The organism is Myxococcus sp. SDU36 (assembly GCF_030168875.1).
GTDB lineage: Bacteria > Myxococcota > Myxococcia > Myxococcales > Myxococcaceae > Myxococcus > Myxococcus vastator.
Map to the genome: position 1 here is coordinate 58842 of NZ_CP077414.1, position 15243 is coordinate 74084.

A 15243-nucleotide genomic window follows, 5' to 3' on the forward strand; every position below is an offset into this window, starting at 1 on the left:
CTGTCCCTCACCCCCCAGGGGTAGGCCCGGGGCTTGACAGGAGGCTCGCTGGCCTCCCGGTGGTCATGCAAGGGGCTGCTGTTGGCTTGACGAGACGCGGCCAGCCCGGGATTGGGCGTCAGACGCGATAGGTGCTCGCGACCGCTTCCATGCGCTGCGCCACGTCGCGCAAGGTCTGGGTGGTCTGCTGGGTGGCCTTCATGCTCTGCAGCGTCTCATCCATCATCCGGGACAGGTCCGTCACGGCGGTGAAGATTTGTGACACCCCCGCGCTCTGCTGGCTCACCGCGGCGGCGATCTGCTGCGCTGCGTTGGCGTTGTCCTGGATGATGCCCGCCAGCTCGCGAAGGCTCTCACCGCTGGCGCGCACCTGGCCCAGGCCGACCTCGGTGCGACGCTGGCCCTCCTCGGACAGCGAGGCGGTGGCGCGGATGGCGCGCTGGACGTCATCCAGGATTTCGCGGACGCGGCCCGTGGAGCTGATGGACTGGTCCGCCAGGCTGCGAATCTCCCGGGCGACCACGCCAAAGCCCTTGCCGTGCTCGCCCGAGCGCGCGGATTCAATGGCGGCGTTGAGCGCCAGCATGTTGGACTGGTCCGCCAGGTCCTTCACCGACTGGGTGATGCCGCCAATCTGGCGCGTGCGCTCTTCCAGCGCGGTGATGCTGCCGGCCATTCGCCCGACCTGTTCCCTCAGCTGTTCGAAGCCCTCCAGGCTGGCGCTGACGGTGGCCTCGCCGGCGGTGCCCACCTCGCGGGCGCGCGTGGTGACGCCGAGCACCTCCTGGGAGCGGTCCGCGGCCATCAGCGACGTCTGCTTGATTTCCTGCGCCGTCGTCTGGGTCTCCTGGAGGGCGGCGGCCTGGCGGGACAGGTTGCGCTCCTGCTGGGCGGAGGCGCGGGTCAGCTCGGCCACCGTCTGCCCCAGCACCCGCGTGCCCTGCTGGAGGCTGGCGGTGGACTCGCGCAGGTGGCTCATCATCTGGGAGAAGGACGCGGCCAGCTCGCCGACCTCGTCCTGGCGTGCGGGTACCTCCACCTGCTGAGTCAGGTCGCCTTCGCGCACGATGCGGCCGACGACGTCGCTGAGCGTGGAGATGGGACGCGTCACGCTCCGGGCCAGCCACCAGGAGCCCAGCATGCTCGCAATCAACGACACGGCCGTCAGGATGAGGGCAATCCAAGAGCCCCGCTCCAGCGGGGTGTAGGCCTCTTGCGGAGACACGGTCGCCACGAAGCGCCAGCCATCTCCCACGTCCACCTCCGTCCTGTCGTCCAGGGCCTCGAACCGGAGCGCGTCGGTGGCGCGCTGCGCGCCCTCTTCGCGGGAGTCGAACAGGGGCGTGCCTTCCGCCGAGAGGACCTCCAGCGCGAAGCTCTTCTGTCCCCGCTCGTGCGCGCGCGCCAGCGCATCCTCGACCTCCGCGCCGATGCGCCCCCAATCATAGGCCGCCAGCAGGATGCCGATGCGCGACTGGCTGATGGGGCTGATGACCGGTACCGCGAAGGACAGCACGCGCTTCTGGAAGAAGGGGTCCACCTGCGCGAGCCCATGGCCATCCAGCCGGTTCTGCTTCGCGTTCTTGAACCAGGCCGTCTCGCGGACCTCCTGCTCCTGGTTCGCGAAGCGCGCGAGCAGCGCGGGGTCGCTGGCGGAGAGCGCCCGGCCGTCCTCGGAGAAGAGCACCAACCCCGCGAAGGAGGCATGGCGCTTCTGGAGCGAGGCCAGCACCGCGTCGCTCTTCTCGAAGGTGTCGAACAGCAGGGCGCCTCGGACGATGGAGTCTTCGGCCCAGCTGCGCGCGTTGCCCTCACGTTCGGTGAGCGCCGCCTCCACCAGCTCCCTCAGCCCCTCCGCTTCCGCTTGCAGGGTGGCGTGGATCTGCTCCCGCAGCGCCTCTTCCGCGAAGAAGTTGCCCACGAGGTTGAGCGGGGCGATGGCTCCAATGACCAGCAGGAACACTGCCAGCATGAGGCGGGTGCGAAGCTTCAGTCCGTCGAGGAAGCGCATGGGATGTCGAGCGAGCAGGAGAGTCAGAGGTCCAGCAGGGAGATGCCGACGGAGAGCGCGCCAATGGTTCGTCCGCGCTCACGGACCGGGAAGGAGACCTGGATGACGAAGGCTTGCGACGACTCGTCGAAGAAGGGCTTCTCACGCAGCTGGAGGCCCTGCGTGAAGGGCACCTGGAACTTCTCCTCGTCGCCCTGCCAGTAGTCGGACGTGCGCCGCGTGGCGCCCACGAGCGCGCCCTGGTTGTCCATGGCGAAGGCCTCGGCGATGACACGCCCCAGCTTCGTCCGGTGCCGGTTCAGGACGCGCGAGCAGGCGCTGCTCAGCAGCCGTTCCTTGAAAGGCGTCAGCGCGGGCGTCGCCATCCAGGCGGCGTCCTGCGCTTGAATGGCGTCCAGGGATTCGCGGCGGGCGTTCTGCTCACGCACCGCTTGGATGACGAGGGGATCCGCGGCCATCTCCCGGAGCGCGGGGACCAGCCCGTCTACCTTCTTCACCTGGGCTGCGCCGTCGGCGGGCATTTGCGCCAGCACTGCGACTGCGATACCGAACCACGACGACATCCGCACCTCATCCTCGAAGCGCTTTCACCGGGCCGGGTGAGGCGCTGCCTGCGTCAGGCTTGCGGCGCCAGTGTGACACAGGCATTTGCCTGAAAACAAAACCCGTGGCTCATGTTGGGCGACCGCTCGGGTTGCCTGGCCATACACTGTGAGGGAGTCGCCATTGACTCGTGTTTCAGTGTCGCTGATTTAGCCAGGAATGCCGTTCTTGAAATCGCGCAAGCCAAGAGCGCGTGCCCCCTCAGGTTTCTGAGCGGGGCAGGCAAGAAACGTCCGGATTTCGCGGTGCCTGTCCGCTGTTCCCGGGCCCGCGGGCGTTGGCATCTTCATTGCTGAGGTGCGGACTCCCATCCGAAGGAGGCCCTGCACCCATGGAATCGAATCGCTTGCGTCTGCTCTTCTCCCGGGCCCTTCGCGCCTCGCTCCTGTCGCCCCTGACACTTGCCGGATGTGACGGTGAAGTGGACCTGACGGGCTATGAGCCGCCCCTTTGTGAAAATGGTGGGCTGTCCGTGACGGGATTGTCACCCGCGGTCGCGCCAGACTTCGTGCAACTGCGGAGCTTCCATGCGGCTGGCGAGTCCGTGCCAACGAACCCGCTCTCCTCCGCGGGAACACCTTGCGCGACGGCGACCCAGACCCAGACATGTCTGTCAGAGCTCGAGGCGTTGTCGCCCGCCAGTGGGTTCCGCTCCGCCTGCGGTTTCATCTGCACCGACTATTTCCTCGCGACGACACGCGGCGACGTGGTGTCTGCCATCGCCTCCCTGGAGGCCCTGAAGTCGTTCCTGGGGCCCATCGACACGACGCAGGAGGCCGCGCTGACTGCCTTTTCCGCGGGCTATAGCGTGCGCTGCGACGGGCTCAAGTATGGGGCGGTGAAGGATTTGGGCGACGGCGCGTTCGGCGTCGTCGGCACCAAGGGCATGGCGTGTGGTGAGGGGACGGAGCTGACGCAGTATGCCCTGCGCGTGTCGTCAACGGGCGAGGTGGTGGAGGAGGAGCGCAAGGTGCTCGCGCGGGGCACGGACAACTGCGCCGTGGGGCGCAGGCCCGAAGGACTGCGCTCACGGGGCTCGGTGGCGTGTGACGATGTGCTGGGCCAGCACTTCGCCGCCATTGCCCACCTGGAGGCCGCGTCCATCCAGGCCTTCCTGCTGCTCCGGGAGGAGCTGGCCGTGCATGGCGCGGACCTCGCGCTGCAGGACGCGGCGCTGATGAGCGCCCTGGAGGAGGTCATGCACACGGAGGTCAGCGCCCGGCTGGCGGGACGGCATGGCGCGACGCCCCAGGCCCCGCGGGTGGATGCGGCGGCGCCCCGCTCCTTGTTCGCGGTGGCGCTGGACAACGCGGTGGAGGGCTGTGTGCGGGAGACGTTCGGCGCGCTGGTGGCGCGGCACCAGTCACTCCATGCCCAGGACGACGAGGTTCGCGCCTCCATGGCCCGCATCGCGGAGGACGAGACGCGGCACGCGGAGCTCTCCTGGAAGATTGATGCCTGGGCGCAGGCGCGGCTGTCGGACGGGGAGCGCGAGGTGCTCCGGCTGGCGAAGCAGCGGGCCGCGGAGGCCCTGCGCGAGGAGGCCGCCATGCCGGTGAATCCCGTGCTCGTGTCCGAGGCCGGGCTGCCCCCGCCCGAGGTCGCCGTGGCGATGGTGGACACGCTCGCTCAGGAGCTGTGGGCCTGAACTTCGTGGGACGGTGGGGCAAGCGGCGCGGAGGGCTCGCTGTTACGCTCAGCGGAGGGAGTCCCGACCCAGGGAATTTTCATGGGGCTCCGGAAGGGATGAGGCGTAGCAGATGAGTCAGCAGCCAGAAGCCGTCCTTCGTGTGGAGCCGCTCGGGATGCCGTGGCGGACCCCGGACCCGTTCCTTTTCTGCGTCCACCACGACGACAAGTACCCCGTGGGGAATGAGCGCCTCGGGCCGTCCGCCTCGCTGGCGGGCCGCAACCTGGGCCAGGACTTCGACGGGCGGGACGGCTGGAACATGTATCACGGCACCGTGGTGCCCGGTTTCCCCCAGCACCCGCACCGGGGCTTCGAAACTGTCACGGTCGTGCGCAGCGGCCTGCTCGACCACTCGGATTCCCTGGGGGCGGCGGCGCGCTTCGGCGGCGGGGATGTGCAGTGGCTCACCGCGGGCGCGGGCATCAACCATTCAGAGATGTTCCCGCTGCTCCAGCGCGACCAGCCGAACCCGGTGGAGCTGTTTCAAATCTGGCTCAACCTGCCGCGGGCGAACAAGCTCGTGGAGCCGCACTTCTCCATGCTGTGGAACCACGTCATTCCCCGGCACGTCGCCCGGGACGCGGAAGGGCGCGCCACGGAAGTCACGGTGGTGGCTGGAAGCCTGGGAGACGTGAAGGCGCCACCGCCGCCGCCCAAGTCGTGGGCCGCGCAGGAAACGGCGGACGTGGCCATCTGGACGCTCAAGCTGGCCCCGGGCGCGCGGTGGACGCTGCCGGCGGCGGCCCCTGGCAGCAACCGGATGCTCTACTTCTTCCTCGGCGCTGGCCTGCGCGTGGCGGGGCGTGCCATTCCTCCGTCGCATGGTGTCGAACTGCGGGCGGACGTCGCGGTGGAGCTGGAGAACGGCGCGGACGCGGCGGAGTTGTTGATGCTGCAGGGCCGTCCCATTGGCGAGCCCGTCGTGCAGTACGGCCCGTTCGTGATGAACTCGCGGCAGGAGATTCAGCAGGCCTTCGCGGACTACCAGCGCACCGGCTTCGGCGGCTGGCCCTGGCCGGCCAATGACCCGGTCCATCCGCGAGAGGAAGGGCGCTTCGCCCGGCACGCGGATGGCCGCATCGAACGTCCGGCCTGAGCCGAAGGACCGCCAGCGCTCAGTCGGGGCGCTGGCGGAACGCGCGCGGCGACGTGCCGTACCACCGCGTGAAGGCCCGGCTGAAGGCACTGACCTCGGAGAAGCCCAGGAGGAAGGCCAGGTCGGACACACTGGCCCTGGTGTCTTGCAGGTGGTCGCGCGCGGCCGTCTTGCGGACATCGTCCATCAGCTCGCTGAAGGACACCTGTTCCTCGTCGAGCCGTCGCCGCAGCGTGCGTTCCGTCGTCCCCAACCGCTGGGCGACGGCGGCCATGCGGGGCTCGCCGCCGCTGAGCAGCTCCAGGATGGATGAGCGCACGCGGTCGGTGCAGGACTGGCTCGCGCGCAGAGCGCGGAGCTGCGTGGTCGCATAGCGCTCGAAGAAGGCGCTCATGGGCGTCTTCGTGCCCGCGGGCGCGCGGTCGAGCACGTCGGTGGGAACGACGAGCCCGTCCCAGTCCGCGCCGAACCGGACCACCCTGAAGAACTGCCGGTGCGCCGTCACGGGGCTGGGCGCGGGATGTCGGAAGGCCACCTCCACGGGGTCGAAGTCGATGCCGCTCGCCAGCCGAATCACGTGGAGGATGCTGGCAATCGAGTTCTCGTTCATGACGCGCATGCCGAGCCCGGGGGCGCTGGCGCGGATGAACTCGAGCCGGCAGCCCCTCTGGTACCTCCGTCAGTTGGAGGCGGGCGGTGTCCGCCAGCAGCGCGTAGTAGCGCACCGCGCGGTGGATACCCTCACGGACGCTGGTGGAGGTGATGGCCGCGAAGCCGACGACGCCCAGGTCGTTCGGGGACATCATCTTCGCGAGCTGGATGGGAACCGAGGCGTCGTCGAGCGTGCGCGCCACGTGTTCCCAGAACTGCAAGGCGGGTCCGAAGGGCAGCCGCGCGTCCGGGTCCGCCAGCGTGCGGCGGTCCGTCTGCATGATTCGCAGCACGTCGCTCTCCCGGAAGCCACGGGAGAGCGCGAAGCCGAGCATCTGATGGCCCAGCGCTGTTCCACAGGTGCCGAGCAGCAGGGAGTCTTCCATCGCGTGAGCGAGAAAGACTCCCAGACGCCCCCAGGAGCGTCAAGGCACCGGCACGCGCGCAATCCCCTGGCCGGAGAGGGTCCCCAGGTAGAGCCACGATGCGTGCGGCACGGCCGTGCTGAGCGAGAACAGGCCCCCGGTGGCGTCGTGGAAGCTGCGCACCAGTGTACCCTGCGCGTCATGCACCGTCACGAGCACGTGCGGCGCCACGGGGAAGCCGGCGACGAGCTGCTCATAGGTGAAGTTCTGGAGCAACGCGAGTCGTTGCTGGGCGCTGCCGGAGAGCGCGTCGAGTTCGTCGGTGCGCAGGTAGCCCGTCGTCCACAGCTGGCTTTGCGCATCCAGCGTGATGTTGTCGGGCGTGACAGGGAGGTTCTCGATGAAGGGCTCGGTCGTTCCCGCGCGCGCTCCGGAGAGCCAGTGCCGGAGCACCCGGCCCCGGAACGTCTCCGCGATGAGGATCGCGCTTTCGTCGGCCGTCACCGCCACGCCGTTGGCGAAGTAGATATCGTCCACCACCGTGCGGACCGCGCCGGTCGCCGGCTCGTACGCAATCACGCGGCCATTGGGCTTGCCCTCGAGGAAGTCATAGGGCCAGGCGCTGGCGTAACGGGTGCTGGCGTCGGAGAGATAGACGGTTCCGTCCGCGGCGACGGCCAGCTCGTCGGCGTACTCAATCCGCGTCCCATCCACGCGGTCCGCGAGCGTGCGCACGATGCCGTCGGGGCTGATGCCGACGAGTCCGCGCTTGCTTGCGGCGACCAGCAGATTCCCGCAGGCGTCGAAGGCCAGCCCCAGGGGACGGGCGTCCGTCAGCGTCGCCAGCGCGGTGAACGACGTCGGGCGGCCTTCCGCGTCGACGGTGCCCCGCCAGACGGTTCCATCCGCGGTGCCGGTATACAGCCGGCCTTGGGCGTCGAACGCGATGTCCTCCGCGCCGCGCAGCTCCGTGGCGCCGAAGCGCTCGGCGCCTTCCAGGTCGCTATTCACCGCGAGCGGGCCTTCGTAGGCGGGAGCGATGGGGGTCGTCCAGGCGGTCACTTCCGTGGGAACCCCCTCCGCTCGCTGCGAGCGGACGGGGGATGTGTCACGTGCGGCGAAGGGGTGGCATTGGGTCAGTGAAGGCGCGTCGTCCTCCACGACATCAGGCTCCTCGCTGTTGCAGCCCACGGCAATCCACGTCGTCACGGCGATGCGGCCCAGCAGGTTGAACGTCTTCATGTCGAGCTTCCTCCTGCCTTCATAGGTAGAGGCTTCGACGTTCCCCGACTTGACTTCGGCGGCCACCGACTTGACCGACGCGCTCGGGTGGGGCGCCCTGCTGGAGCGCGCCCCTTGACCCTGCCCCGAGGCCTACGGGTTCCGTACGTCCGGGAGATACGGACGCGTGATGAGCTCGAGTCCGTGTCCGGCGGGGTCCATCACGTAGAGTCCGCGGCCTCCGTGCTCGTGGTTGATTTCACCGGGCCGCTTCCGCTGCGGGTCGGCCCAGTGCGTGAGGCCTTGCGCCTGGAGCCGCGCGCGGGCCCGGTCGAAGCGTTCGTCGTCGACGAGGAAGGCGTAGTGCTGCATCTGGATGTCGACGGGAGGCTCCGCGAACTGCAGCAGCACACCTTCGTCGAGTTGGATGTTGGTGAAGGGGCCCCAGGACGGCGCCTCGTGGGCTTCGAGGAGGTCTCGGTAGAACCGGGCGGATTCGTGGCGGTTCTTCGCGGCGATGATGGTGTGGTTGAAGGTAACGGGCATGGGGCCTTCTTGGGTGGAGCGCCTCCGTGCCTCGTGGACTCCGTGACAGGCACGTGACGCCGCGAGAATGCAAGCATGTCCCCTGGGGGCGTGCCAGCGGTCGGTCTGGTGAAGCGCCTGGAGGCCTGCGACTGGTCGGGCAATGATTGAGGAGGGTTGCCAGGTGGGCCTCGTCCAGGAACTGGCGCACCCAAAGGTCGTCGCATCCGTTTCAGCGCAACCAGCCGGTCCGACCCGATGCGCCCTTCGCCTCCGCGAGGAACACCTCCGACATCGCGCCGAGGGCCAGTCGCTTGAGGAGGACGAAGTCGTCGAGGCCGGCGCCCGCTGCATGCGCGCTGAGTCTTTGCTTCAATGGGGTTGTGGAAGCGAGGGGCCTTGGCCGCCCGGTGAAGCGGCGGGGGCGCGGACGGTGGCCAGGACTCCGGAGAGCAGCACGACGATGGTCCCCGCGAGCGGCACCCCAAGCAAACCCACGCGCAATCCCACGTTATCGGCGACGAGCCCGACGAGCGGGGGCGACGCGAGGAACCCCAGGCGCATCAGCCAACTGATGACGGTGAGACCCGTTCCCGCGCTCAGGCCGGGCAGCTCGTCGGCGCCGTGCATGGCGGCGGGAACCAGCGTGGCAACGCCGAATCCTGCGAGCGCGAAGCCCGCGATGGTGCCCGGTATGGAGGGAAACAACAGCGCAGCGTTCATGCCCAGCGCCGTGGTGGCGCCCCCCGCCCGAGCGACCGCGCGCTGGCCGAACCGGTCCACCATTCCATCGCCCAGCAGCCGGCCCACGAACTGCGCGCCCACGAGGGCGACGAACCCGAACGAAGCGACAGCGGCCGTGGCGCCGAGTGTCCCGGAGAGGTAGACGGCTGCCCACGTCATGCCCGCGTCCTCGACGAGGATGCCGCCGACGGCAATCAAGACCAGCGCGGAAAACATCAGCCAGATGCGCCCGCGCCCCGTCGGCGGACGCCGCGCGGGGACGCTGCCCTGGTGCGCCGCGGCTGCCTCTGGCTCGACGGTGACGATGGGCTCGGGGCCGGGAATCGTGTAGCGCAGCGCCATCAAGGACACCCCGGCGAAGAGCAGGGCGGAGAATCCCAGATGCAGGCCCCGGTGCACGTTCAGTCCCGCGGCCAGCCCGCCCATGAGTCCGCCGACCACCGCGCCGATGCTCCAGACCGCGTGGAAGGAGTTGAGGATGGACCGGCCATAGAGCCGCTGCACCCGCAGTCCATGGGAGTTCTGCGCCACGTCGGTGATGGCGTCCATGCCGCCCGCGAAGAAGAGCGAAGCGGCGAGCACCCACCACGACGACGCGAGGCCCGCGACCAGCACGCCCAGGCTCGTCAGCAGCGTGCCGGCGACAGCGACCCGTGAGGAGCGGAAGCGGCGGATGAGCGCTCCGGCGGCAAGCCCCGCCACCATCGCGCCACTGGGGAACGCGGCGACCGCCAGCCCGTATTGAGCGTTGCTGAGGCCCAGGTCGGCCTTGAGCTGCGGATAGCGCGGCAGGAGGTTGGCGAGGATGGCGCCGTTGGTGAGGAACAGCGCCGCGACGGCCGCGCGGGCCGCCCGGTACTCGCGGGGGGCCTGGGGCGGAGAGGTGGGGGGCATGGCGGGTCAGGGGGCGAGCGAGAGAAGGCGGCGCACGGCGTCCCGGGTCAGGTCGCGGCTGCGTGGGGCGGGGTCGAGGCTGACGTGGATGAACAGCCCCTCAATCAAGGCGTCGAGCTCGTGCGCCATCCTGGCGTCGACGAACCGTTCCAGCACGGCGCGGCTGCGGCGCATCCAGTCGTGGGTGATTTGCCGGAAGGCGCGCTGGCGCGCCGCGAGCGTGTAGCGCTCGAGCGTGAGCACAAGCCCTTCGCGCGGGGGCATATCTTCGGGGCGCCACGTGGTCTCCGGGGATGCGGCAGGAGGTACGAGGCCTCACGGTGCCGCTGGCGGTATGTACGAACGTACCCATCCCATTATTCCGCGGTCTGGAGGGGGCTTCCTGCGTGGGTCGCTGCTCCTCGGACCGGGCGGTCCACGGTGCCGCTGTGTGGCCCCTACCTGCCACGGCCCTCAGTCGCGCGAGCGCTTTGGGGGCCGCGTCGCCGTCTTCCCACGGGGCGCCTTGGCGGCGGGCTTGGGTGGCTTCGCCTCCAGCTTGGCGAAGGCGCGCAGCGCATCCCTGCCAATCCAGCGAGCGGTGGCGTCTTCGCTGGCCGAAAGCCTGGTGGCCAGGGCGCGCGCCGCAATGCGCACCGCGGGACCGCGTCTGCTACCAGCGGCGCGCAGGGCCCAGCTCACGCCCTTCTTGACGAAGTTGCGGGCGTCGGTGGCTTCGCGCTCGATGAGGACCAGCCCATTGAGGTGTGGCGCGTCTTCGCCTGACTTGTCGTGAACCGCGAGCGAGGCGAGCAACGCGAAGGCCGCGCGTTTGACGAACTCCTCGCGGTGGCTGGACCACTTGTCCGCCATGGCCCATGCATGCGGAGTATGGTCCCAGAGGGCGAAGCACAACGTGTCGCAGACGGCCCAGTTGTCGAAGTCGCGGCACCACCGCTCCATCTCCGCGGGTGTGACGCGGTCCGCCTCGCCGATATAGGCACAGAGCATGCGTGCCTCGTAGACCCCCGTCTTCCACAAGGCCTTGGCGAGCGCATGGTCCCGGCCAAGGCGCTTGGCCAGCCCCTGGACGTCCCGCATTGGCACCCCGAGGGCATGGTCAGCGGGAATCCCGTACCGGGCAAGACTGTCCCGCATGGCGGGGGTGGCGAGGCGTTCGAGCCCGGCCAGAGCTTCTTTCACGCGGGCGTCGATGTCACCACGAGGGCCCTTGGCGGATGTCGGCGTTGGCATGTGGGGCGACGATAGCGCGCCGAACCTTCGAGGGACGCTGCCTCAGGTTGGGCCTGAGGCGGCAGCGGGCAGTTTCGAATTTTCAGGCGGGAGGGCGGCACCCAGAATCATTGCGTCGCGTGTCCCTCACCCACCAGGATCTTCCCCCATGCCATCGTCCGACAGCCTCCTGGTGACTGTTGCCGTCTTCGTGCTCGCGGGCCTGGTCAAAGGCGTGGTGGGGCTGGGCCTGCCCACCATCGCCATGGCACTGCTGGCCCTGGTGATGCCTCCCGCCCGAGCGGCGGTCCTCCTCATCGTGCCCTCCCTGGTCACCAATGTCTGGCAGCTCCGTCCCTGGTCGACCTTGGGCCCCTTGCTGCGGCGGCTGGCGCCGATGCAGGTGGGCGTCTGTGCCGGCACGCTCGTCGGAGCGTGGTTGCTGGGCGCGCCCGTGGGCGCCTGGGCCACGGTGTCCCTGGGCGTGGCGCTGGTGGCCTATGCGGCCTGGGGAATCAGTGGGGCCCGACTCACGGTGGGCCCGGTGGCGGACAAGCGCCTGGGGCCCTGGGTGGGCGCGCTCACCGGCTTCGTGACGGCGGCGACGGGCGTCTTCGTCATCCCCGCGGTGCCGTATCTGCAAGCGTTGGGCTTCGAGCGAGAGGAGCTGATTCAGGCCATGGGTATCTCGTTCACGGTGTCCACGCTGGCCCTGGCGGCGGGGCTCTACATCAACGCAGCTGGCGCGGGGACGCAGCTGGGCCAGTCCCTCCTGATGTTGCTGCCTGCGCTCGTCGGGATGCAGGTGGGGCAGTGGCTGCGCCAGAAGCTCTCACCCGTGCTGTTCCGGGCGTGTTTCCTGGTCAGCTTGATGCTCCTCGGGATGCACATGGTTGCCCGCGAAATGCTGGCGGGGTGAAGGTGCTGGGGCCTGGGCTGTGGACAATCGCCATGAAAGTGTCACCGGCCGCGTAGGAAGGCGTAACCGGGCTGCCATTCACGCCCGACACCATGCCGCCTTCCGATAGGCACCTGGGAGCGGCTCATGCGATTGAAGACGGAGAAGGAAGTGCGTAGGGGGGCGCGTTCGTCGAACCGGACGCGCTGGTTGACGGTGACGTGGATGGCGGCCAGCGTGCTGTCCGCGTGTGGTGATGACGATGACGTCGACCCTGGCGAGCAGCCCGCGCCGCTGGACTTGACCATCCTCCACATCAACGATCACCACTCGCATCTGGCGGGCTCCAGCCTGGAGCTGAACGTGACGAACGCCGTGGGTGACACCGTGGCCGCGGAGGTCGAATCCTCGGGCTTCGCGCGCGTCACGTCCGCGATGAAGGAGCTGGCGGCTGGAAAGGAGAACGTGCTCAAGCTCCACGCGGGTGACGCCCTCACCGGCACGCTGTACTTCAACCGCGCGGGCCAGATTGGCGAGGCCGACGCCGCGATGATGAACACGGTGTGCTTCGACGCCTTCACCCTGGGCAACCACGAGTTCGACAAGGGCGACACCGAGCTGAAGAACTTCATCGACCGCCTGCATGCCGGCCAGTGCCAGACGCCCGTCATCAGCGCCAACGTCCAGTTCGGCGCGGGCTCCGCCCTGCACACCTCCAGGGCTGCCGGCTACGTGGAGCCGTTCACCGTCGTCGAACGGGGTGGCCAGAAGATTGGCCTCGTCGGCCTGACGATTGCGGGCAAGACGAAGGAGTCCTCCAGCCCGGATGCGGACACCACGTTCGAGGCCGAGGTGCCCGCCGCCCAACGCGCCATCGATGCGCTGCGGGCCCAGGGCATCAACAAAATCATCGTGATGAGCCACATCGGGTACCAGCTCGACCGGACCATCATCCCGCAGCTGAGCGGGGTGGACGCGGTCATCGGCGGTGACTCCCACACGCTGCTGGGGCCTGCCGACATGGAGACCTTCAACGTCGGGACGCCCGCGGGGCCCTATGCGGAGTCGCTGCGCAACCGCGACGGCGAAACGGTGTGCCTGGGGCAGGCCTGGCAGTACTCGCAGGTCGTCGGTGAGATGACCATCCGCTTCGACGCCGCGGGCGTGGTCACGTCCTGTGGCGGCACGCCCCACGTGCTCATCGGCAACCAGTTCTCCATGGATGGGACGCCCGTCTCTGACTCCGACAACGCCGCGATGCTGGCCAGCGTGGCCGCCAGCGGCTTCCTAAGGGTGACGCAGCCGGATGCCGCGGCCGCGCAGGTGCTGGCGCCGTTCCAGGGCCGGGTTGACGAGTACAGCCGGACGGTGGTGGCCACGGCGGGCGACGAGCTTTGCAATCGTCGCGTGCCGGGAAACACGGAGCCGGGCCGCTCCAGCGTGAGCTGCAACGCCCTGGGCGAGGTCCACAGCCGGGGCGGCGACATCCAGCAACTGGTGGCTCAGGCCTACCTGGAAGTGGCCAACTCGGATTACGGCGGCGCGGATATCACGTTGCAGAGCGCTGGCGGCGTGCGCCGGCCGCTGCAGGGACCGGTGACGGCGGCGGACGTCATCGAGGTGCTGCCCTTCGGCAACATGCTGTTCCGGCTGGACGTCACTGGCACCGAGGTGAAGTCGATGATTGAGGACGGGCTGCACGCCACGTTCCGGGAGGGCGGCACCACGGGGCCCTATCCGTACACCGGCGGCCTGCGCTTCGACGTCAACGCCGCCCAGGCTCGCGGCCAGCGCGCCAGCAACCTGGAGGTGCTGGACCAGACGACGGGCCAGTGGAACGAGCTCCGGCCGACCGCCTCCTACCGCCTGTTCGTGCTGAGCTTCAACGCCACGGGTGGTGACGGCTACGCGACGCTGGCCAACGTGCCGGCCGAGCGCCGCTCCGACATCGGCGTGCTCGATGCCGACGTCCTCCAGACGTACATCGACCGTCAGGCCGAGCGCGAGCCCGGCACGAACCTGCCCGTCCTGCGCAAGGTGGATGCGTCGCTCTACAGCACGAAGTCGTTCGTCGAGTAGCGCGTCGGAGGGACACGCCCTCCAGTAGCGGATGACCTCGATGGCCGTGAGGACGCACGGCCACGCTCGCACGGCCGCTCGCCGGTACGGGCCGCCGTGGTGGCGGGCATGCGGGCAGCCCCTGGCTCGCGGCGCCGTGGGTGTCCTCTGCATTTTGCGGGAGGCATGCCCACGCTCCGGAAGAACCCTATCGGGGCGTGCGCACCCCGCCCGCGAGGAACCGCCATGAAGACATCCATTCCGTCGCAGATGAAGGCCGCCGCCATCGACCGCTTCGGTGGGCCAGAGGTGCTGGGCATGAAGACGGTGGCCGTCCCACCCGTGGGCCCGGGGGAGGTGCTCATCCAGGTGGAGACCGCGGGCGTCGGCAGCTGGGACGCCGCGGAGCGCGAGGGCGAGATGGAGTCGCTCAAGCCCGGCAAGTCCTCCTTCCCCTACGTGCTGGGGACGGATGGGGCCGGCACCATCGTGGCGGTGGGCGAGGGCGTCAAAATCCGTCAGGTGGGCGACCGGGTGTACGGCTCCGGCTTCCTCAACGACAAGGGCGGGTTCTTCGCCGAGTACGCGGTGGTGAAGGCCGACAACACGGCGCTCGTGCCCAAGGGGTTGAGCGCGGAACAGGCGGGCGTCCTGGCGGCGGACGGCATCACCGCGCTTCAAGGCGTGCAGGACGCGCTGAACGTTCGTCAGGGCATGTCGCTGCTGGTGTACGGCGCGAGCGGCGGCGTGGGCCATCTGGCGGTGCAGCTCGCCAGGCGTCTGGGGGCGCGGGTCTTGGCGGTGGCCTCGGGGCCGGACGGCGTGGAGTTGGTGAAGCGCCTGGGCGCGGAGAAGGCGGTGGACGGGCGGGGTGGTGAGGACGTGGCGAAGGTGATTCGGGACTTCGCGCCGGACGGGCTCGACGCGGCGCTGGTGCTCGCGGGCGGCGAGGGCCGGGAGCCGGCGCTGAAAGCCGTGAAGAAGGGAGGCCACATCGCCTACCCGCATGGCGTGGAGCCGGAGCCGCGTGCCCCCGAAGGCGTCAAGCTGACGGCCTACAACGGCGAGTCGAACGCCGAGGTCCTCACGCGCCTCAACCGGCTCATTGAAGCAGCGCCCTTCCATGTCGAAGTCTTCCAGGTGTACCGGCTGGACGAGGCGGGCCGCGCGCTCGAAGCCGCCAGCAAGCACCACCTGGGCAAGCTGGCCCTGCGCATTCACTGAGCCGCCGGCTCCGGGAATCTCCCATTGGGGAGCCGGGCGGAGGGGCCCGGC

Annotated in this window: 13 protein-coding genes and 1 pseudogene; 5 read left to right on the top strand and 9 right to left on the bottom strand. The window is 69.3% G+C overall.

Features of this window, described 5'->3' with window-relative positions; translation table 11 throughout:
• Positions 1-118: 118 nt before the first annotated feature.
• Both KGD87_RS00270 and KGD87_RS00275 read right to left on the bottom strand, forming a co-directional pair.
• Complete coding sequence (locus KGD87_RS00270; protein WP_284665586.1) at positions 119-2011, bottom strand: methyl-accepting chemotaxis protein; 1893 nt, start codon at positions 2009-2011, stop codon at positions 119-121.
• A 23-nt stretch (positions 2012-2034) separates the two neighbouring features.
• Positions 2035-2574 carry a hypothetical protein gene (locus KGD87_RS00275; protein ID WP_284665587.1) on the bottom strand — a complete coding sequence of 180 codons (540 nt, stop codon included), beginning with the start codon at positions 2572-2574 and terminating at the stop codon, positions 2035-2037.
• A 371-nt stretch (positions 2575-2945) separates the two neighbouring features.
• Between KGD87_RS00275 and KGD87_RS00280 the strand changes: the two genes are divergently transcribed.
• Together KGD87_RS00280 and KGD87_RS00285 are read left to right on the top strand one after the other, a co-directional pair.
• Complete coding sequence (locus tag KGD87_RS00280) at positions 2946-4262, top strand: ferritin-like domain-containing protein (protein ID WP_284665588.1); 1317 nt, start codon at positions 2946-2948, stop codon at positions 4260-4262.
• A 112-nt stretch (positions 4263-4374) separates the two neighbouring features.
• Positions 4375-5400 carry a pirin family protein gene (locus KGD87_RS00285; RefSeq protein ID WP_284665589.1) on the top strand — a complete coding sequence of 342 codons (1026 nt, stop codon included), beginning with the start codon at positions 4375-4377 and terminating at the stop codon, positions 5398-5400.
• Positions 5401-5419: 19 nt separating this feature from the next.
• On the opposite strand, the gene KGD87_RS36840 is transcribed toward KGD87_RS00285, so the two are convergent.
• From KGD87_RS36840 to KGD87_RS00325, 7 genes and pseudogenes are all read right to left on the bottom strand, one after another.
• Entirely contained in the window at positions 5420-6010 is a 591-nt protein-coding gene (locus tag KGD87_RS36840) for a helix-turn-helix transcriptional regulator (protein ID WP_350101085.1), read from the bottom strand.
• A gap of 67 nt (positions 6011-6077) precedes the next feature.
• A pseudogene (locus KGD87_RS36845) lies at positions 6078-6437 on the bottom strand (AraC family transcriptional regulator ligand-binding domain-containing protein); the annotation flags it as partial.
• 39 nt (positions 6438-6476) lie between these two features.
• Complete coding sequence (locus KGD87_RS00305) at positions 6477-7658, bottom strand: SMP-30/gluconolactonase/LRE family protein (RefSeq protein WP_284665591.1); 1182 nt, start codon at positions 7656-7658, stop codon at positions 6477-6479.
• A 132-nt stretch (positions 7659-7790) separates the two neighbouring features.
• Positions 7791-8183: a VOC family protein gene (locus tag KGD87_RS00310; RefSeq protein ID WP_284665592.1), complete on the bottom strand. Its 393-nt coding sequence runs from the start codon at positions 8181-8183 to the stop codon at positions 7791-7793.
• Between the two features lie 351 nt (positions 8184-8534).
• A complete protein-coding gene (locus KGD87_RS00315) occupies positions 8535-9800 on the bottom strand; it encodes an MFS transporter (RefSeq protein ID WP_284665593.1) in 1266 nt (421 codons plus the stop codon).
• A 6-nt stretch (positions 9801-9806) separates the two neighbouring features.
• On the bottom strand, positions 9807-10064 hold the full coding sequence (locus tag KGD87_RS00320; RefSeq protein ID WP_350101089.1) for a TetR/AcrR family transcriptional regulator: 258 nt from the start codon (positions 10062-10064) through the stop codon (positions 9807-9809).
• A 189-nt stretch (positions 10065-10253) separates the two neighbouring features.
• Positions 10254-11033, bottom strand: a complete 780-nt coding sequence (locus KGD87_RS00325; RefSeq protein WP_284665595.1) for a DNA alkylation repair protein — start codon at positions 11031-11033, stop codon at positions 10254-10256.
• A 148-nt stretch (positions 11034-11181) separates the two neighbouring features.
• On the opposite strand from KGD87_RS00325, the gene KGD87_RS00330 reads away from it, so the two are divergent.
• The 3 genes from KGD87_RS00330 to KGD87_RS00340 all read left to right on the top strand — a co-directional run bounded on the left by KGD87_RS00330 (position 11182) and on the right by KGD87_RS00340 (position 15192).
• Complete coding sequence (locus KGD87_RS00330) at positions 11182-11931, top strand: sulfite exporter TauE/SafE family protein (protein ID WP_284665596.1); 750 nt, start codon at positions 11182-11184, stop codon at positions 11929-11931.
• A gap of 126 nt (positions 11932-12057) precedes the next feature.
• Entirely contained in the window at positions 12058-13989 is a 1932-nt protein-coding gene (locus KGD87_RS00335) for a bifunctional metallophosphatase/5'-nucleotidase (RefSeq protein ID WP_284665597.1), read from the top strand.
• A 225-nt stretch (positions 13990-14214) separates the two neighbouring features.
• Entirely contained in the window at positions 14215-15192 is a 978-nt protein-coding gene (locus KGD87_RS00340) for an NADP-dependent oxidoreductase (RefSeq protein ID WP_284665598.1), read from the top strand.
• The last annotated feature ends 51 nt before the right edge of the window (positions 15193-15243 follow it).